Raw genomic sequence first — 18258 nt, 5'->3', positions numbered from 1 at the left:
GGATGCCACTTGCATGCACACGTTGGAACGGCTCAGTCTATTGGTTTGGACGCACGGACACGCTTTCTGGAGGCTCTGAGAGCTGGGCTAGTGCGCAGCGAGGTGGGCGGAGCTCCCTGACGAGGAAATCGGCAAACCCCTCACGAAAAGCGCATTCAGTTCTATCGAGCCGAAATCCCATTCAGGCAGCACCCGCACGAGCTGCCCAGTCTCCAGCTCTGCCCGCACGCTGATTTCGCCCGACGCGGCAATCCCTAGCCCGGCGACGGCGCTTGCTGTGGCTCCTTCGCTGGTGGTGATCGCGAGCTGACTCTCAACGCGCTCGGAGGTGATACGGCCGTCTTTTGCGTAAGGAGAAGGTCGGCGATGAGTGCGCCGGACTGACGATCACCGAGTGGTGCGCGAGGTCCGAGAGCGTGTCGGGCGCGCCGTCCTCTCGTAGGTAGTCCGGAGGGGCCACAGTACCCTCGGAAGCTGTATGATTGACCCTTCTTCATTTTAGCAAGAATGAGGGATTTGCCCGCCATACTCACCACGGCGACCGCAGCTCAAGGGCGAAAATCCGCGTCACGAATCTGATCCGAAAGTTCCGTCGAGCCGATCCTCATCGACGAGTGCGCCCTCTTCCCGCGGCAAGGCGAGCCTCAGTCCTCCCAGCGACGGTCGGCCGGCAACTCCAAGACGAAATATAGTTTTCTTTCAACCGGCCTCATCGAAAAATATAGAACCTAGCATCGCCCGCTCATCGTGTACGGGCCGAAAATCGGTTTCGCGTGAAGGTGCGAGCCTGATTGCGAAGCAAATCCCGCAGGGATTGTGGCGTCCGCCGGTTCGAAGCGGACGAACTCTACGATTTGTTCGAGTGCATTAAACCTTCGGATCGTCGTCCCACGCCCTTTTGGGTGCCCGAGCTCAACCGGCGCTCAATTGAGCCGCTCGTGACAATCGCCTTAACTTGGCGCAACGGAGATCAAAGAAAGACCTGGATGCGTTATCGCCCGGCCGAAATGTAAGTCCCTCGCAACACCTGCCATTCTGGAGCCTGATCATGAGAAGAATCACTGTTCTCGTCGCCTCGGCTCTGATCATTGCATCTACTAATGCCGGGCCTGCCGCAGAGTCCAACTTAAACAAGGATGTTATCGCCGCTCGCGCGGCCTTGGCGACGGTGCACAGCAAACCCGCCAATGCGGCCGACAAAGACGAGGCTTGCCGCGTCTACCTCGCCTCATTCTATCAGTCCGCGATGCTGCGGCAAGCCGCTGCTGGCGGCGTCGACGGCGCGAGGGTGTTAACTGCGCTCGATTCCGTGATCAATATTTTCAACGATCTGTTGGCGCCGAAATGCGGCGGTTGACCCTCACTGTTCTCTGACAATGACCAATGGGCGCGGGGCCGCAGATGATCGTATTCCCGTTTACAACCACCTGGATATGGTTTGAGACCGCCATGGCAATTCACTCAATCTCCAACACTACACTCCACAATTTGGTCGCAGGTCCCACGATCTTTATCTGCGACGAGTGCGTCGAGCTCTGCAGGGACGTCATCCGCGAGGAGAACAAGTCCTCGCTGGTCAAGTCGCGCGACGGCATTCCGACGCCGAAGGAAATCTGCAAGGTGCTGGACGATTACGTCATCGGCCAGAGCCATGCGAAGAAGGTCCTGTCGGTCGCGGTGCACAACCACTACAAGCGCCTCAACCACCAGACCAAGCACAACGACGTCGAGCTCGCGAAGTCGAACATCCTGCTGATCGGTCCGACCGGTTCGGGCAAGACGCTGCTCGCGCAGACGCTCGCCCGCGTCCTGGACGTGCCGTTCACGATGGCGGATGCGACCACGCTGACCGAAGCCGGCTATGTCGGCGAGGACGTCGAGAACATCATCCTGAAGCTGCTGCAGGCCGCCGACTACAATGTCGAGCGCGCCCAGCGCGGCATCGTCTATATCGACGAAATCGACAAGATCAGCCGCAAGTCCGACAATCCCTCGATCACGCGCGACGTGTCGGGTGAGGGCGTCCAGCAGGCGCTGCTGAAGATCATGGAAGGCACGGTGGCTTCGGTCCCGCCGCAGGGCGGCCGCAAGCATCCCCAGCAGGAATTCCTGCAGGTGGATACCACCAACATCCTGTTCATCTGCGGCGGTGCGTTCGCCGGCCTCGAGAAGATCATCTCGGCGCGTGGCCGGTCCACCTCGATCGGTTTCGCCGCCCAGGTGATGGCGCCGGAAGACCGCCGGACCGGCGAGATCTTCCGTCACGTCGAGCCAGAGGATCTCTTGAAGTACGGCCTCATCCCCGAATTCGTCGGTCGTTTGCCAGTCGTGGCGACGCTCGAGGATCTGGACGAGACCTCGCTGAAGAAGATCCTGACCGAGCCGAAGAACGCGCTGGTGAAACAGTACCAGCGCTTGTTCGAGATGGAGAACATCGAGCTGACCTTCGCCGACGAGGCGCTTGGCGCGGTCGCCCGCAAGGCGACCGAGTGCAAGACCGGCGCGCGCGGATTGCGCTCGATCCTCGAGGCGATCCTGCTCGAGACCATGTTCGACCTGCCGGGCCTGGAAGGCGTGGAAGAGGTGGTGATCTCCCGCGAGGTCGTGGAAGGCACGGCGCGTCCGCTCTACATCTATGCCGATCGCTCGGGGCGCACGGTGGGAAGCCGCTCTATAGCGTACTAACTCGACCGGGCCGAACGACTGACGCCTACAACATCCGATCCGTTACTTGTTCTTACCCCCTCGTTTGCTAACTGCACGGGTGCCCAAATCGACGTCAACGAACCTTAATCGCTAAATAGTACGATAATGTGCCATGATAGGAGTGAAACGTGGGTGAGATCATTCGATTTGCACCAAAGTCAGAGCGAGAGCGAGCTCGCCTTGTTCGAGAAGCTCGAGCAATCTATGACAGCGTCTTCCCGCCGTCTGAATTCGCCTGCGACCAGTCGGACAATGCATGCGCAAGCCACATGCGCGTGGGCGCAGACATCGATCGCGGCGATGGGGGCGTATCATGATCGCGATCATCGCCGTACTCTGCAGCCTTTCTTCTCCAGCAAATTGCCACGAGCAGACCGTCACCACCTCGAACTTCGCTGACATCTCGATGCAGTCCTGCCTGATGGGGGCACCGCAGCTTGCCGACTGGATGAATCAGCATCCGACCGAGCGCCTCGCGGCATGGCGCTGCGTGCTCGGCAAAAAGGATGGCAGGGGCGCTTAGGGTCCCCGGGCCGATTTTGCTCCTCAAATAGGTTCCGCGACTCCGCGCTCGATCAGCGAGGAGTCAATTTGCTTGGGTCCAGGCGGGCATGAGGAAATCCGCCAGGACTGGGATGAGATAAGCGCGGCCGAGCTCGACCAAGGCGGTCATGATCAATTTTCTGATCGGAGTGAAGTATTCGCCGTAGGCGGCAGCTAACCGGTCACGTCAGCGACAGACGTCGATCACCACCTGTGCGCCGGCCGTGGCTCTTTGGCCATCTCCAGTGACGATGTTGATGCACACGACGCCGCGACGATGTCATGCCCCCTGGAGTGGAACGATCTTCGAGCTAATGATGCCTGTGCCGCCGATCACTATCTCCACAGGTTACTTTCCTTCGACGGTCGCGGGACGTTCACATTGTTTCGATACTCCACCGAGGAGCTGCAGGCTCTTCCTGGCACGTCCAGTAGAAAGTAAAGAAAACAAACTTCGTAAACGCGCCCATGGAAGCTCCCACCGTCGCGGTTGAGGCGTCGCGGGTAAATTCGATGGCATGGACCGCTTCCGCCCTACGACGAAAGACCCTCGCTCCTCTTAAGTCCTAAGGGGGTTATTTGATGAGCGCGGTAAGCGCCTTGTCATTGGTGTCGAGGCAGTAGACAGCGAGCAGCCTCGCGCCTGAACTCACATCAGCGTGGGGCGGCCATCGATAAAGGCTGCGCTACGCGGCGGTCGAGATAATGGTTCGGATCTTCGCGGACTTTCTACCTCTGGGTATCTACCAGCCTTTTTTCGGAGCCGGCACTTATGCCCCGATGGGCTTCACACCGTACTTTTGATAGTAGGTACTCCTGATTTCGTCCTGACTTCGAGGAGGGCGGGCGAAGACATGGGCTGGAGATAGCAACGGGCTGATTGAAGTGGTTTCGATTTTGACAACGTGATCGACAGGATACTCTAGGCCATTCGTCGCCCGAACCCAGTCGGCGATCATTAAGGACTCGCCATCTTCTGGCGGCAGTATCAACGCACGGCCCTTGAATCGGTAGCCGCGCCTCTGGAAGATGTCGACTACGTTAATTTCGACAGCGGGATTGCGCTTCAAGTTCAATATCGTCCGAGGCGAGGCGATGTCGGCGAAGTATAGAATGCCGGTTCTCACCGTCAAAGACGCCTTCGGGGAAAGATTTGGCGTTCCATCCTCGTTGACTGTCGCCACAAACGACAATATCGCTTGTTTGATGATTGCCTCCATGTCGGCAGTGATTTCAATCATAGATACCATCTCCTTGCTCTTCGCGAGCGCTTCTAGCCAGCTGTCACTTGCAGCCCGCGTTGCACCGCCGGCCGCGCGAGGCCACGGGTGAGCCACGCCTGCACATGAAGAAAGCGGTCGAAGCCGACGAGATCGCGTGCTTCGTAGAAGCCGATCAAATTGCGCACCCAGCCGAGCAGCGAAATGTCGGCGATGCTGTAGTCGGCCCCCATCACCCAGTCCCGGTCCGCGAGCCGTTGGTCCAGGACACCGAGCAGCCGCGCTGATTCGTTCGCGTAGCGGTCGCGCGGGCGCTTGTCTTCATAGGCCTTACCGGCGAATTTGTTGAAGAACCCGACCTGGCCGAACATCGGCCCCACTCCGCCCATCTGCCACATCACCCACTGGATCGTTTCATAGCGGGTGTTTGGATCGGCCGAGATGAATTGTCCGGTCTTGTCGGCAAGGTAGAGGAGAATCGCGCCCGATTCGAACAGCGCGAGCGGTGTTCCGCTAGGCCCATCAGGGTCGTAGATTGCGGGAATCTTTCCGTTGGGGTTGAGCGCGAGAAACGCCGGGTCGTGGGTTTCGTTCGCCATGATGTCGATCCGGTGCGGCTCGTAAGGAAGGCTCGTTTCCTCAAGCATGATGCCGACTTTCACTCCGTTGGGCGTGGAAGTGGAAAAGAGTTGCAGCCGATCGGGATACTGCGCCGGCCAGCGCGCAAAAATTGGATGATCGACGGTCACTTTCTTCCTCCCAGATAAGCGGGCCGCGCCGGGCCGGGGCAAAGGCGAATTCTCCGCCAGGATGCGAGCCGAGCTCGCCCGCTGGTGCATCCAGAAAAGCAGGCAACGATACGGCCGCGGTATGGCATGGGTATCCGGGCACGACCTTGGAAATCAGCTGAGAGACGACGGGATGGATGGGCACAGCCTGCCCCACGCACAGGCCCGCGGGGAAGCGCTGACAATCCATGGGGGAGGGGATAACCGCTCGCCTTCGCTGCTTCCTCACGGACGAACTCGGATGATCGTTTTCCCGCTGATCCGTCGCGTCGGATTGAAAGCGGCGACAGCCTCATCAAGGGGCGCGATGTTTCCGATGTTTGTACGCAGTCGTCCGTCCCGTACCCGCTGGACGATCTCACCCAGTTGCGCGCGATCGGACACCAGAACAAAGTCGATCGCCAAGCCGTCGGCGGGCCGCGCTTCGGTCGGCCCGGCGATGGTTACCAACGTTCCTCCGGTTCGAACCAGGCCGGCGGACCGCTTACCGATCTCGTCCCCGATGACGTCGAAAACCAGATGGACACCGCCGGCGCCTTCGAGATCGTCGTTCTCGAGGTCGACGAACTCCTGCGCGCCGAAGTCGATCGCTTTCTGACGGTCGGCGGCACGTCCCGTGCCGATGACGTAGGCACCGGCCTCTCGTGCGAGCTGTGTCACCATCGAGCCGACCGCGCCGGCCGCGCCGTGCACGAGAACGCTCTGCCCCGCCTGAAGGCGACCGTGCACGAACAGTCCCTGCCAAGCAGTCAGGCCCGGCATCGCCACGGCCGCCCCCACCGAGAACTCGACGTCTCCTGGCAGCGGTGCGAGATTGCGTGCCTCCACTGCCACATACTCGGCCAGAGTGCCGCCGCGATACGAGTCCGAGAGACCGAACACCCGTTGTCCTACCGACAGTCCGGTCGTGCCATAGCCGAGAGCGGTGACAATACCTGCCAGCTCCTGGCCGGGAATCGTTGGCGACCGGTCACGGTCGAGACGATCGGTCCAGGTCGAAGGCCACGTCAGCTCGCCCGAGGTGAATCCAGACGCATGAACCTGAACGACGACGTCATTTATCGCTGCCTGCGGCTCGGGTCGCTCCACCAGCTTCATCCCCGCCGTTCCCGCAGCCTGGTCCGTTACAACGATCGCTTTCATGGGAATGATCTCCTCTCATTTGTCTCATTGCTGGGTATGATCTGCGCTTCAATCCGGATAAAGCGGCGCCCAGAATAGCGACGATTCTCATGACACTGTTCCCTGTACTGGTGAACCGCTAGCGGTCGAGCCGTCGGACGTGCTCTTCCCGGTCCTGTCGATGTGCGGATTGCGCGCACCGAGAAGGGTGAATAGGGTGGCGACGACGGCAAGTCCGCCGTATCCGAGCGTGATCTGCGGAAGCGAGAACAGGCTGGAAAGTTGCCCGGAGATGAGGCTCGGGAAGGCGGCGCCGCTGTAGCAGAGAAGGTAGATCGCGCTGAAGATTGGTGCCCGTTCGGCGAGAGTGCTCCCGTGCAGCAAGCCGCGTGTGGCGGCGCTGATGGCGATGCCCTGGCCGGCACCGGCAACCATGGTCGCGGTGATGAACAACGCCAGTGCGCCGGCTAAGATTGCAGTGCTGATGCCGATCATTCCGGCCACGAAGGTGATCATACCGACGCGTTGGGCTACCGCGGATGTGAACCAGCCACCAATGGGAGCGCCGAGAACGCTGGGGGTCATATAGGCAGCGAACGCTAGCCCGAGGATCAACGGGCTGCGGGTGTGGAGTTCATCTTGTACAAGCGCAGGCATGAACGCTTGGTAGAAGCCCCCGCTGGCCCAAGTAGCCAGAAACACCGCCGCCGCGACAGGGAGCAGATGCCTGACCCGCGCCGGTACGCTGACCTGGGGTAACAGCGATCGCCAAGCGCCCGGAGTCGGAGTTGCTGTTTCCGGACTGATTGCGACGAGTGCAACAGACAGTAATAGGAAGCAAACGCAGACGAGATAGATGAGTTCGCGCGGCCAGGGGCCGAACTCAACAAGCGCGCCGGATGCTATGGCGCCGATAGCGACGCCGAGCATCGGTCCTTGACTAGTGACAACGGACGCCAACCATTCCGGTCTGCTGGGTGCCGCATCGACGATGTAGGAGGTCAGACTGCTGCCAGCCAACCCGGTGCCGAGGCCGACGAGGAGCCGACCGGCCAGCAGAGTGTCGATGTCATGCACATTCAGCAACAGCAGACACCCCAGCAGGAGAAGACCGAGGCTAGTGATCGCAGTGACCCGGCGGCCCAGATGATTGGACAGCCGTCCCAGTACCAACAGTGCGGATATGGTGCCGACGGCGTACGCAACGACGGCCATCGAAATACCGGCGTTAGTGAACCCGTCTTCTGTCCGGTAGGTGTTGTAAAGGGGGATCGGAGCGGCCGCAGCGGCGAATGAGACCACCAAGGAAACTACCGCTGATAAAAATGCCAGCGGGAGCATTCCGCTCCTGTAAGACTTGCTGATCACTGGTGGCAAGTTTTGCATCGAGTAGCGAATCGATCGTCTTCCAAAGAAATCGGGCGCGCAGATCCGAGTTCTCCGGTTGGTTTGCTTCACTAGGTGGCGGTGATATTGGTGCCAAGCTGACGAGTGGCCCCATCGCTGAGAGCTGCCACATCCGTCCTTTGGATATTGTCGATCAGGTACTGCCATCGTCGATCCGCGCGGCGTACGACGCCGCTCGCTGAGCCTTCAACGGGTTTGCGACTTAGACCGTTGCCATCAATTGACCGATCCAGCCCGATCAGCGCGAAATCGCCGTCAACGTACACATGACGCGCGCTGGCCTTGAGCGGCAAACCGTACTTGAGATCGCACTCGAGTCGAGCGGCGATTTCGGTGGTAGTAGTTCGTCCGTCACTCGTAATGAAGACGGGCTTTGGGTCATACATTGGCATCATCGCGCCGACCTTCGGAGTGAAAACGCTCGAGCAGCGACGTCAGAATGTTTTCGGGTTTGGAAGCGAGCGGATTGGGTCCGGACATCAGGGGTTTCCTGCTCGTGTTGGCTGAAACGGTTGTCCTGGTCGTTATTCGACTGAGTGGCTGTCAAGGTCGCAGCGCGGCTCGAAAGTTTCCAATAGCCAGTACTTATGGTTTCCATAGCGGGGGGAATTGTGCGGCGACAGTCCTCAATCCCGTTCTTAGATCAAGGCAAGTTGCTTAGCCGCGGCTGTGTCATCTACGTTAACCGAAAGCGTTGATCTTCGGCCGGCGTGGAGCGGTGCTTCTGTGTTCTCCGTCCGATCTGCAGCTACCGGTCGCCCCCGATTGACCAAGCAGAATTTTTGCTGACCTCCAAAGATCAAAGGTCAAGGCTGACTCCCACGGCGGTCGACACGCAACCATCTCCTCCTTGTTTGGAGCCTCCGACGCGCACTGGCTTCGTCTCCTATCGGGCCAGGAAGAGATCAGGAACACATATCGTGGAAAATACGAGCTAATCTCCGGGCCGTAGTAATCAGAAGCGCGCTCGGCGCAATACAGTATGCTGCGTGGCAATTCAGGTTCTTGAGGTTTTATGTCTCAAATCGACTGGTTGAGTCATCTCCTGCAAATCATCACCGTTACCGGCCAGCTTGAGGTCCGCTGCGCCTACGGCGCACCATGGCGTATTATCTGGCCGAGGGCGGCGGCGAACGAGATCCCCTACCATGTCATAGTCAAGGGCCGTGCCATTTTCGAGGACCCTGAATCGAGAACGGTGCAGGAGCTTGGGAGCGGGGATATCGTGCTGCTCCCTCACGGTTCGGCGCATGTGCTGCACGACGGTAGCGGCCAAGCGCCGATCAACACGCACGAAAGCAGGGGCTCCGCAGGATGGATGTTGAGCGAGAACAATGGACCGGGTGAGCAACTAGATCTGCTGTGCGGACGATTTTTCGTCGTGCCACCCCATGATCGATTAGTCCGCAACTACCTGCCAGCAAATCTGGTCGTGCGGGCTCTGAAAAACCACGGGGAAGAGGACATCGCGTCGGCATCGAGTCAACTTTCCGGACTCGTCAGCTTAATGCGAATGGAGTCCGCTGAGGATAGAGCGGGAGGACGCGCCATTCTGAACGCGCTTTCTTCGATCTTGTTCACTCTCGTTCTCCGCGCCGCGAGCGAATCTGGAAAATCCACCGAAGGCTTGTTGGCCCTTGCTGGCCATCCGAGATTGGCGCCGGCCATTGCGGCGATGTTCGCTGATCCGGCGCGACCTTGGAAGCTTCCCGATCTGGCCGATCTATGCGGCATGTCACGCGCGACATTCATGCGCCAGTTTCAGGACAAGTTAGGTCGCTCCGCCCTCGACCTGTTGACCGATCTGCGCATGAGCATGGCCGCCAACGAGCTCAAGAAGCTTAGGATCAGTACGGAGGCTGTGGCTGAGACGGTCGGGTATCAATCGGTTTCGGCCTTCCGGCGTGTATTTGCGGAGAGGATGGGGATGACACCAGGCGAATGGCGCCGACTGGCGCACAATGGCGATGAGTCCGAACCTTCGCCAGAATGATCCTTTTGAGCGCCAATTTGAGCCAATAGAGGCTAGAAAAGATCACGTCCCACGGTAAATTGGGCTCCGTCACTTGATAACGGAGCAACCCAATGAACCAAGCCGCTACAACTGTTGCCGCTGCCGATCCGGAGCCCTGCCGTTCACTTGGGCAGCCGCTGCCGACAAACGCCGTGATCGAAACTATTCTGAGCCGCAGTGCTGCGAAGTATTACGACTCGACGGCCGTCCTCAGCGACGATCAGATCCGCGACCTCGTGCGGATCGGCACGTCAGCGCCGACATCCTTCCATCTGCAGAACTGGCGCTTCATCGCCGTGCGCTCACCCGAAGCAAAGGCTCGGCTGCTTCCGATTGCCTGGAATCAGCCCGCAATTACCGAAGCAGCCGTCACCTTCATCATGGTCGGCCAGTTGGCCGATGCCAGCACCGTCCCTGACCGTCTGGCGCCAGTCGTGGAAGCGGGAATCATGCCGGCACAAATGGTCCCGGAATGGGAGGGGCCCGCCCGCGGTCTTTACGACAATCATCCGCAGCGCCAGCGCGACGAGGCTGTACGCTCCGCTACCTTCGGCGCCGCAGCCATCATCTATGCAGCCCGCTCGCTAGGCCTGAGTTCGACACCGATGATCGGCTTCGATGCAGAAGCCGTGCACAAAGAGTTCGGCCTGGCCGAACACGAAATCCCGGTCATGCTGTTGACCGTCGGGCCGGAGCGGCCCGGCAACTGGCCGCAGAAGCCGCGTCTGCCCGTGGCCGACGTGCTGCACTTCGCATAACCAACTCTGAAATCAACTATCCAAGGAGAAATATCATGGCCAGAGCTGTCGCTGTGAAGCCGGACCACGTTCCGGCCGATTCGAAACCGACCCTCGATATGTTCACCAAGAACATCGGGTTCACGCCAAACATGCTTGCGACCTTCGCGCAAAGCCCGATCGCGTTCAACGCATGGGCCGCTCTGCTCGGCTCCTTGAGCAAGGCACTCGACGTCAAGACCCGCGACAGCATCGGCCTTGCCGTCTCCGAAGTGAACGGCTGCAACTACTGCCTGACGGTGCATAGCTTCACGGCGGAGCATATGGCCAAGCTGCCGGCGGAGGACATTGTTCTCGCCCGAAAGGGTCACGCAACCGACCCGAAGCGGGATGCCGCCGTCCAGTTTGCACGCAAGATCATCGAGAGCCGAGGCCATGTCACAGACGCCGATCTGCAAGCCGTCCGCGATGCTGGCTACACGGATGCGAATATCATGGAGATCGTCGCGCTCGTGGCCATGTACTCGCTGACGAACTTCTTCAACAACATGTTCAATCCCGACAAGGACTTCCCCGCAGTCGCACCGGCCGGCTCGATCTGAGCCTGCCAGTGGTATCAACCGCCTCCAAGGAGCTATGGAGGCGGTTGATGCAAGAGCTTCCTAGCCATTTGGATCCCTCGCATGAATATCCTCCATATTGATAGCAGTCCTCGCCCGAAATCTCATAGCCGTGAGCTTTCGGCGGCGATCGTCAAGAAGCTTCTTCAGGTTGCGCCGGATGCGAGCATCAGGCAGCTTGCCGAAACACTCATTCGGGAAGTCGAGGCGGCTGATGTGATTGTCATTGGAACGCCAATGCACAACTTCACTATCCCTTCGGTTCTTAAAGCGTGGATCGACCAGGTCCTGCGCGTCGGCCGCACAATGGAGTCAACGCCCGTCGGGAAGGTGGGAATGCTTCCGGATCGTCCGGTTTTTATCGGCGTCGCTTCCGGCGGCGTCTTTACCGCAGCGCGAGGAAATCAGCCTGATTTTCTCGCGCTCTATCTGACGCTGGCACTGAACTCTATTGGGCTAAAGACGCTGCAATTCCTTCCGCTGCAGGCCACCGCGTTTATTGAAGAGGGCCAAGCTTCGCTAGCGAGCGAGAAGGCAATTGACGGTATCGACTTGACAGTCGTGCGAGAGCTTCGAGACGTCGCTGCTTGATCAGCCGTGCTCTCGAGTATCGCCAGACCGTATCGCAATGCTCTCCGTGCTCTGGACAAAGTCGCACCAGCGGCATTCTGAGGGCCCATGGCCAGCCTTGACAAGCGCCCGTTTAACCTCCGGCCCCCGCGGGACTATCAACACGAGGTCTTCCGATGATTAGTACGCTTCCGCAAATCGGCGACAGGATCACCGACAAATCAGCATCGCCCGATGAAAGCAGCGTTCGCGACTGGATCGGAGCAGATGGCTTCGAATACTGGGCCAAGCTGCGGTCCTGGATCGATGAATCCTACCCCGAAGTTTTCGCGCCGGATTGGCTCTACGGTGGAAAGAACCGCGGTTGGTCCCTGCGTTACAAGAAGACCAAGGCGTTCTGCCACCTGGTGCCGGAATTCCGACGAGTTTCAGCTGTGGTGGTCATGGGTAGAGCAGAGCAAGAAAAGTTTGAGGAGCGGCGCTATGTTTGGCACCCGCAATTGATCAAACTCTACGATGACGCGAAAACATACATCGACGGAAAATGGCTAACGATTGCCGTCGCATCGGCAGATGATCTGCATGATGTGACGAACCTTCTGACTATGAAGCGCCCGCAAAAGTCGCGCGGTTGAAGGTCAAAGGAATGCTGGTTTGCCGGCGATAGCTCCAAGGATACGAAGAGTATATGAATCTTTCCGCTTCAATCGGAGTCTGCCGCGCCGCCCCGACGCCAAGCAGCAGCCCAACGCCGCCTGCCTTTATGCCCGTCGCAGGCTCCTGCAGCCGGCTGGGGGGCTCCTGGCGGCTAGGCAGATTTCGCGACCAGCATTGCCTGTTCGACGCTCACTGATTGGCTCATGCGTGCCGATACAGAATGATTGGAACGCCCGGAGCAAATTGGCTCAGGAAGTCGAAGTCCGGCTCGCACAGCGGGCCGGCGTGGCTCGTGCCAAGCAAATTGCGATGCTCGGGCGTCGACATACCCCCGCTGTGACTCGAACCCCCGACCGGTCGACAAGGGCGAGATGGTCGCGTGAGAGGAGATCGGGATCTGACCACCGATTGACCATCGAAACGACGGGAACAAACGGCGATAAAGGTGGTCAATCGCGAGCAATTTTCATTGTTTTTGTTGATCTTTTCGGCCGCTATTTACGTTCGGGACGCAGGGGTCGCAGGTTCGAATCCTGCCACTCCGACCATTCTTCCAAAAGTCGACGTATTCCCAGAGGCTTGGCAGACCGGCCGCCGGCGCCTCGGGAGCGCCTTTTTGCAACGATTTTCGAGGCGGGTCCACGGCCGATTTGGCCCAAGCAGGGACGTCTGTGCGCGTGGCATGGCTCGCGCGGATCAAGGCGTTTTCCGTCCACGCCGATTGCGGTCGACGAGGTCGCGCAGGTTGGCGCATCTGACCGGCCCGCAGCCCTGGCACTCCGTTTGCTCAGTCATGACCAAAGGCAGCCCCTAGCGGAGGGACTGTTTCAGGTTGAGGCAAAACAATGAAAGAAGTGTCCCGTTTCGGCTCCAATGGAGAGCTTCGGCTCAGCGCGCTGATTGCGGATCTGTGGTGGCGCGTTCAGCTCATGAACTCCGATATCCTCGAAGAAGAGGCCAAGGCCGGGGTGTTTGACGTGAAGGACCCGTCCTATCCGTTGCTCGCGATGAACCTTCGCGCGCGACGTGAGAATCTCGTGTCGACGATAAACGCGCTGGAGCAACGCGCGAAATCGGGCCGCGCCGCGGCGTGAGGTCGGTGCTCTGGCTGCGCGCCAATGGTTGGGTTGGTTGACCGGCCGCCTGTTTCGGCAATTTGGCCCGCGTCGCCCACGGCAACGGCCTGGGCCGCAAGACACAGCGAGATCACCGCCGCGCCACCAGCACGCCGACCAAAAACGCCACCATCAGCGACGGCAGCGGCGCCTCGCGCACCATGCCGCGGACGATGTCGGGCCAGTGCGGGGCCGGGACGAGACTTGGCGACCTGACGTCGGCCAGCGGCGTCATGCCCCATTCCGAGGCGAGGTCGGTGATCTCGCGTGTGGCCAGGCGCGAGCCGTCGCGGACGCGGAAGATGGCGGCGTCGGATCGGTCGCGCGGCGCGAGCGCCATCAGCGTCGCGATCGCGGTGCGCAACGTCATCTCGCCATAGCCTTGCAGCCTCACCGACTCCTCGGGGTCGGACGTCATGCGAAATCCCTCACGGCGCGAAGTGGCGCGCGATGGTGAATGCAGCCGCCGCGCATAGGACCAGCGTGGAAATCGCGCCGGTGACGCCGCGCGCAAGATGGGCCCGCGTCAGGTGCCTGGTCATGATCTTGCTCCATGTTCAGCATGGAAATGGTGGTGCGCGAGGTTGGTTCCTTGCGGCACGCGCGAATCGCGAAAGGCCTGATGACTTGCCCTGATTACTTGCGCAGCAGCTCGCTCAGGGCGGCCGTCGCCTCGGCGCAGCGGATGTCGTCGATCTCGCGCGACAGGCTGAGCGCGCTCGATCTCAGCTCCTCGATCTTCCAGCTCTCGGGATGCTGGCTTTCGAGCTGGCCGAGCCGCTTGTTCAGCTCGTCCAGTCTCGACTGGAGCTGCCCGATGCTGGCGGCCCCATTCACTTTCCAAACGCGCTGTGCACGCATCGTATTTCCCCTGCTGGTCTCACGGCGTTGTGAGAGCGGTTCGTGGCCGGAATGGGAGTTTCTTTTGTCCGGCTTCAGGCGGTGGGGAACCGTTGCAGATTGGCAACGAAGTTCCCTTGTTTTTGCACGCGATCGCATGATGAGACCTGCAGGCACAGAATTTGATTCCAACCGGCAAGGTCGTGGGTGTTGCCGCGGTATCGGCGAACCGCAAAGCGAATAAAGGAAAGACGCGTGGCGAGATTTGTGAATGTTGCGGCCGGTCAGCTTGGCCCGATCGCGAAAAGCGAGACGAGGACCGAGGTGGTGGCGCGGTTGATGGCCATGATGCGCCTGGCGCACGCAGACGGCTGCGACCTGATCGTGTATCCCGAGCTCGCGCTAACCACGTTCTTTCCGCGCTGGTATTTCGAGGATCAGGCCGAAATCGACAAATTCTTCGAGCGCGAAATGCCGGGGGCGGAGACGCGACGCCTGTTCGACCTCGCGCGCGAACTCGGCATCGGGTTCTATCTCGGCTATGCCGAGCTGACGGTCGAGGCCGGGATTCCCAGGCGCTACAACACCTCCGTCCTGGTCGACAGAACTGGCGCGATCGTCCTGAAATATCGCAAGGTGCACTTGCCCGGCCATGCCGAGCACGAGCCGTGGCGCAAATTCCAGCATCTGGAGAAGCGCTATTTCGAGCCCGGCGCAGGTTTCGGTGTGACCAGCGCCTTGGGCGGCGTGATGGGCATGGCGATCTGCAACGACCGCCGCTGGAGCGAGACCTACCGGGTGATGGGCCTGCAGGGCGTCGAGATGGTGCTGATCGGCTACAACACGCCAGTGCACAATCCGCCCGCACCCGAGCACGACCATCTCTCGCTGTTTCACAACCATCTGGTGATGCAGGCCGGCGCTTATCAGAACGGCACTTTCGTGGTCGGCGTCGCCAAGGCCGGCATCGAGGAGGGCGTGGAGCACATCGGCGGCAGCTGCATCATCGCGCCCTCGGGCGAGATCGTTGCGAGTTGCACGACGAACGGCGACGAGATCGCGATCGCCCGCTGCGATCTCGATCTCTGCAATTCCTACAAGCGCACCACCTTCAATTTCGACGTCCACCGCCAGCCACGGGCCTATGGGATGATCGTGGAGCGGAAGGGCGTGACGACGATGGCGGACGGGACGCCGGTGCCGCCGAAGGCGTGATTGGTCTCGTGCCTTACCTTGCGACGCTGCTTCTCCGATGTCGTCCTGGCGGAGGCTAGGACGATGGAGCTTCGTTGCCCGACGGGCAAAATACCCGGTACGGTGTCAAGCGGCTCGGTCAAAAATATTCCACTTTCCAGAAATTCGGAATTGGCGTATGTATCGCCCATCCCGGCTCACCCTTGAGGGGCGATCATGTGTCGTGATGATCGTAGAGCCGGGCTTGCGGTGGACGCGGCAGCGTCGGGCGCGAGGTTAAGGGCAGGGCGGATTGCTCTCCGTGAGCCCTGAAGGCTTCGCGCGGACGGACGGCGCTGTCAGGTTCGTCGCGTCAGCATTTCGATGGCAAGGTGCACAACGCCGTCGAACCCTGCGGCGCGGAGAATGTGTCGGCTATGTCCCCGAACACCCGTCGGTCATGTCCCCGGGCTGAACACTCGACCGGGCGATCCAGTATTCCGAGACGGTTGAGGTTCAATCGAGAGGCCGCGGCCTACTGGATTCCCCGCCTTCGCGGGAATGACAGTGGCATTTGGAGGACGACGACGGTGCCCCTTGCTCCGTCATTGCGAGGAGCCCTTGCGACGAAGCAATCCAGAATCCCTCCGCGGAAAGATTCTGGATTGCTTCGCTGCGCTCGCAATGACACTGCTAAACTAGCGTTCACAACCAAGTGTCTTTATTCGGAAACGTTCGTTCCCTATCATGCCGCGATGCAAAAAGCTGCCCGCCGATCTCAGTCTGCCGCCCGTCCGCCCGGCCGTCCCCGGGAGTTCGACATGCATACCGCGCTCGACAGGGCCGTGCGCGTGTTTCGCGAGCGCGGTTATCATGCCACCTCGATCGGCGACCTCACCGCGGCGATGCGGCTGGCGACCGGGAGCGTCTACAAGGCGTTCCGCGACAAGCATGCCGTGTTCCTGGCCGCCTTCGAACGCTACACCACGCTGCGCCAGGAGCAGACGCACAGCGCTGCGGCGCGCGGCGCGAACGGCCGCGAGCAAATCCGCAACGTGCTCCTGTCCTATGTCGAGCATTCCCAGGGCACCGAGGGGCGGCGCGGCTGCCTTGTCGTCGGCAGCGCGGTCGAACTGTCCGCGCTCGATCCGGTGGTCGGCGCCCGCGTCAATGCGCAGCTCAAGACAAACGAAAGCTTCATCGCCGGCCTCATTCGCAAGGGGCAGGCCGATGGCTCAATTCCCCGCCATGTCGCCGCCGACGACACCGCGCGGCTGATGATCTGCATCACGCAGGGCATGCGCGTCGTCGGCAAGGCGCGCCTGCCGCTCGACGGGATGCGTCTGGTCGCCGTCGCGATGAAGCTGCTCGCCTGAATTTTTTGGTCATATTAGGGAATAATCATTCCCTAATCCTGGAGACCATGCGAATGACGATGAATGCCACGATCGAGACCGCGCCCGGACCGGATGCGGTGTCGCAGCGCCTGACCTTCGTGCTTGCCGCGGCCTGTGGCATGGTCGCCGCCAACATCTATTATGCCCAGCCGCTGATCGCGCCGATCAGCACCGCGCTCGGCCTGTCGCATGCCGCCGCCGGGCTGATCGTCACCATGACGCAGATCGGCTATGGCGTGGGGCTTCTCTTCATCGTGCCGCTCGGCGATCTCGTCGAGAACCGCTCGCTGATCTGCTCGGTGATCGCGCTTGGCGCGGCGGCCCTGCTTGCCGCGGCGTTCGCGACCCACGCGCTGCCGTTCCTGATCGCCGCGCTGTTCATCGGGCTCGGCTCGGTCGCGGTGCAGATCATCATTCCCTATGCCGCGCATCTGGCGCCCGAGGCCATCCGCGGCCGCGTCGTCGGCAACGTTTCGACCGGCCTGATGCTCGGCATCATGCTGGCGCGCCCGGTGTCGAGCTTCGTCACGGCGGCGCTGTCGTGGCACGCAGTGTTCTTCGGCTCGGCCGCGCTGATGATCGTGCTCGCAGCCGTGCTCTGGATGACGCTGCCGACGCGCAAGCCGGTCGCGCGGATGCATTATGGCGCGTTGCTGCTGTCGATGCCGCAGCTGGTGCGCACGACGCCGCTGCTGCGCCGCCGCGCGCTTTACCAGGCGAGCCTGTTCGGCTGCTTCACGCTGTTCTGGACGGTGGCGCCGCTCCAGCTCGCGGGCGCGTTCGGCTTCACCCAACGCGGCATCGCGCTGTTCGCGCTCGCCGGCGTCGCCGGCGTGTTCGCGGCGCCGATCGCAGGACGGCTCGCCGATCGCGGCCATAGCCGCATCGCGACGCTGATCGCGATGCTGCTCGCGGCCGTCGGCTTTCTGATCACGCATGTCGGCGCGGCCGGATCGGCGCTGAACCTCGCCTGCCTGGTCGTGGCCGCGATCGCCATCGACATCGGCGTGCAGGGCAACGTCGTGCTCGGCTTCCGCGCCATTTTCCTGCTCGGGCACGAGCACCGCAGCCGCCTCAACGGCCTCTACATGGCGACGTTCTTCGCCGCCGGCGCCGCCGGCTCCGCGCTCGGCGCCTTCGCCTTCGCGCAAGGCGGCTGGACGCTCGCATCGGCCATTGGCCTTGCCCTGCCGGTGGCCGGCTTGCTCTATGCGGCCACCGAGTAGCCGCCGGCATGGCCGGAATGGTGCGATACGGCCCGTTTACCAACCCCGCGAGGCCGCAATTTCCGGCTCGCGGTCCGGCCGCCGCTGTAGTACTTTGGTCGCAAGCGGACCTGGTTAACAGGC

19 protein-coding genes and 1 pseudogene are annotated in these 18258 nt (G+C 61.0%); 13 read left to right on the top strand and 7 right to left on the bottom strand.

All coding sequences use genetic code 11. The annotated features are described in order from the left end of the window. The first annotated feature begins 1048 nt into the window (after positions 1–1048). From XH85_RS34005 to XH85_RS33990, 4 genes are all read left to right on the top strand, one after another. On the top strand, positions 1049–1357 hold the full coding sequence (locus XH85_RS34005; RefSeq protein ID WP_128935379.1) for a hypothetical protein: 309 nt from the start codon (positions 1049–1051) through the stop codon (positions 1355–1357). Between the two features lie 92 nt (positions 1358–1449). Beyond that, positions 1450–2685: an ATP-dependent Clp protease ATP-binding subunit ClpX gene (gene clpX / locus XH85_RS34000; RefSeq protein ID WP_128935378.1), complete on the top strand. Its 1236-nt coding sequence runs from the start codon at positions 1450–1452 to the stop codon at positions 2683–2685. Positions 2686–2834: 149 nt separating this feature from the next. Further along, complete coding sequence (locus XH85_RS46990) at positions 2835–3023, top strand: hypothetical protein (protein WP_128935377.1); 189 nt, start codon at positions 2835–2837, stop codon at positions 3021–3023. After that, the gene (locus XH85_RS33990) at positions 3020–3229 is read left to right on the top strand and encodes a hypothetical protein (RefSeq protein ID WP_128935376.1); all 210 of its coding nucleotides are present in this window, start codon (positions 3020–3022) and stop codon (positions 3227–3229) included. The genes XH85_RS46990 and XH85_RS33990 overlap by 4 nt, the downstream gene beginning before the upstream one ends. 790 nt (positions 3230–4019) lie before the next feature. On the opposite strand, the gene XH85_RS33985 is transcribed toward XH85_RS33990, so the two are convergent. From XH85_RS33985 to XH85_RS33965, 5 genes are all read right to left on the bottom strand, one after another. Beyond that, on the bottom strand, positions 4020–4490 hold the full coding sequence (locus XH85_RS33985; protein ID WP_128935375.1) for a pyridoxamine 5'-phosphate oxidase family protein: 471 nt from the start codon (positions 4488–4490) through the stop codon (positions 4020–4022). 32 nt (positions 4491–4522) lie between these two features. Continuing rightward, positions 4523–5218, bottom strand: a complete 696-nt coding sequence (locus XH85_RS33980; RefSeq protein WP_128935374.1) for a glutathione S-transferase N-terminal domain-containing protein — start codon at positions 5216–5218, stop codon at positions 4523–4525. A 264-nt stretch (positions 5219–5482) separates the two neighbouring features. Continuing rightward, positions 5483–6400, bottom strand: coding sequence for an NADP-dependent oxidoreductase (locus XH85_RS33975; protein ID WP_128935373.1), 918 nt, complete (start codon positions 6398–6400; stop codon positions 5483–5485). Positions 6401–6487: 87 nt separating this feature from the next. After that, positions 6488–7720, bottom strand: coding sequence for an MFS transporter (locus tag XH85_RS33970; RefSeq protein WP_208758064.1), 1233 nt, complete (start codon positions 7718–7720; stop codon positions 6488–6490). Positions 7721–7836: 116 nt separating this feature from the next. After that, the gene (locus tag XH85_RS33965) at positions 7837–8172 is read right to left on the bottom strand and encodes a DUF4440 domain-containing protein (protein WP_128935372.1); all 336 of its coding nucleotides are present in this window, start codon (positions 8170–8172) and stop codon (positions 7837–7839) included. A gap of 629 nt (positions 8173–8801) precedes the next feature. Between XH85_RS33965 and XH85_RS33960 the strand changes: the two genes are divergently transcribed. The 6 genes and pseudogenes from XH85_RS33960 (at position 8802) to XH85_RS33930 (ending at position 13478) form a co-directional block, all read left to right on the top strand. After that, positions 8802–9779, top strand: coding sequence for an AraC family transcriptional regulator (locus tag XH85_RS33960; RefSeq protein ID WP_128935371.1), 978 nt, complete (start codon positions 8802–8804; stop codon positions 9777–9779). A gap of 92 nt (positions 9780–9871) precedes the next feature. Further along, the gene (locus tag XH85_RS33955) at positions 9872–10558 is read left to right on the top strand and encodes a nitroreductase family protein (RefSeq protein ID WP_128935370.1); all 687 of its coding nucleotides are present in this window, start codon (positions 9872–9874) and stop codon (positions 10556–10558) included. A 35-nt stretch (positions 10559–10593) separates the two neighbouring features. Further along, positions 10594–11139, top strand: a complete 546-nt coding sequence (locus XH85_RS33950; protein ID WP_128935369.1) for a carboxymuconolactone decarboxylase family protein — start codon at positions 10594–10596, stop codon at positions 11137–11139. Positions 11140–11220: 81 nt separating this feature from the next. Further along, positions 11221–11907 (top strand): annotated as a pseudogene (locus XH85_RS33945) (FMN-dependent NADH-azoreductase). After that, complete coding sequence (locus tag XH85_RS33940; protein WP_128935367.1) at positions 11904–12362, top strand: DUF3788 domain-containing protein; 459 nt, start codon at positions 11904–11906, stop codon at positions 12360–12362. The pseudogene XH85_RS33945 and the gene XH85_RS33940 overlap by 4 nt, the downstream one beginning before the upstream one ends. An 867-nt stretch (positions 12363–13229) precedes the next feature. Next, positions 13230–13478: a hypothetical protein gene (locus tag XH85_RS33930; RefSeq protein WP_128935366.1), complete on the top strand. Its 249-nt coding sequence runs from the start codon at positions 13230–13232 to the stop codon at positions 13476–13478. Between the two features lie 112 nt (positions 13479–13590). On the opposite strand, the gene XH85_RS33925 is transcribed toward XH85_RS33930, so the two are convergent. Together XH85_RS33925 and XH85_RS33920 are read right to left on the bottom strand one after the other, a co-directional pair. Continuing rightward, positions 13591–13917, bottom strand: coding sequence for a hypothetical protein (locus tag XH85_RS33925; RefSeq protein ID WP_128935365.1), 327 nt, complete (start codon positions 13915–13917; stop codon positions 13591–13593). 218 nt (positions 13918–14135) lie between these two features. After that, a complete protein-coding gene (locus tag XH85_RS33920; RefSeq protein WP_091892541.1) occupies positions 14136–14360 on the bottom strand; it encodes a hypothetical protein in 225 nt (74 codons plus the stop codon). A gap of 234 nt (positions 14361–14594) precedes the next feature. Here XH85_RS33920 and XH85_RS33915 point away from each other — a divergent pair, with 234 nt between their 5' ends. The 3 genes from XH85_RS33915 (at position 14595) to XH85_RS33900 (ending at position 18135) form a co-directional block, all read left to right on the top strand. Beyond that, positions 14595–15554, top strand: coding sequence for an N-carbamoyl-D-amino-acid hydrolase (locus tag XH85_RS33915; protein WP_128935364.1), 960 nt, complete (start codon positions 14595–14597; stop codon positions 15552–15554). A 713-nt stretch (positions 15555–16267) separates the two neighbouring features. Beyond that, a complete protein-coding gene (locus XH85_RS33905) occupies positions 16268–16888 on the top strand; it encodes a TetR/AcrR family transcriptional regulator (protein ID WP_128935362.1) in 621 nt (206 codons plus the stop codon). Between the two features lie 53 nt (positions 16889–16941). Then, positions 16942–18135 (top strand): MFS transporter, encoded by a 1194-nt coding sequence (locus XH85_RS33900; RefSeq protein WP_128935361.1) that lies wholly within the window; start codon positions 16942–16944, stop codon positions 18133–18135. The last annotated feature ends 123 nt before the right edge of the window (positions 18136–18258 follow it).

This window comes from Bradyrhizobium zhanjiangense, from assembly GCF_004114935.1.
Lineage (GTDB): Bacteria > Pseudomonadota > Alphaproteobacteria > Rhizobiales > Xanthobacteraceae > Bradyrhizobium > Bradyrhizobium zhanjiangense.
Note: the sequence above shows the minus strand (reverse complement) of the source record. Positions and strands in the feature narration are given on the sequence as shown.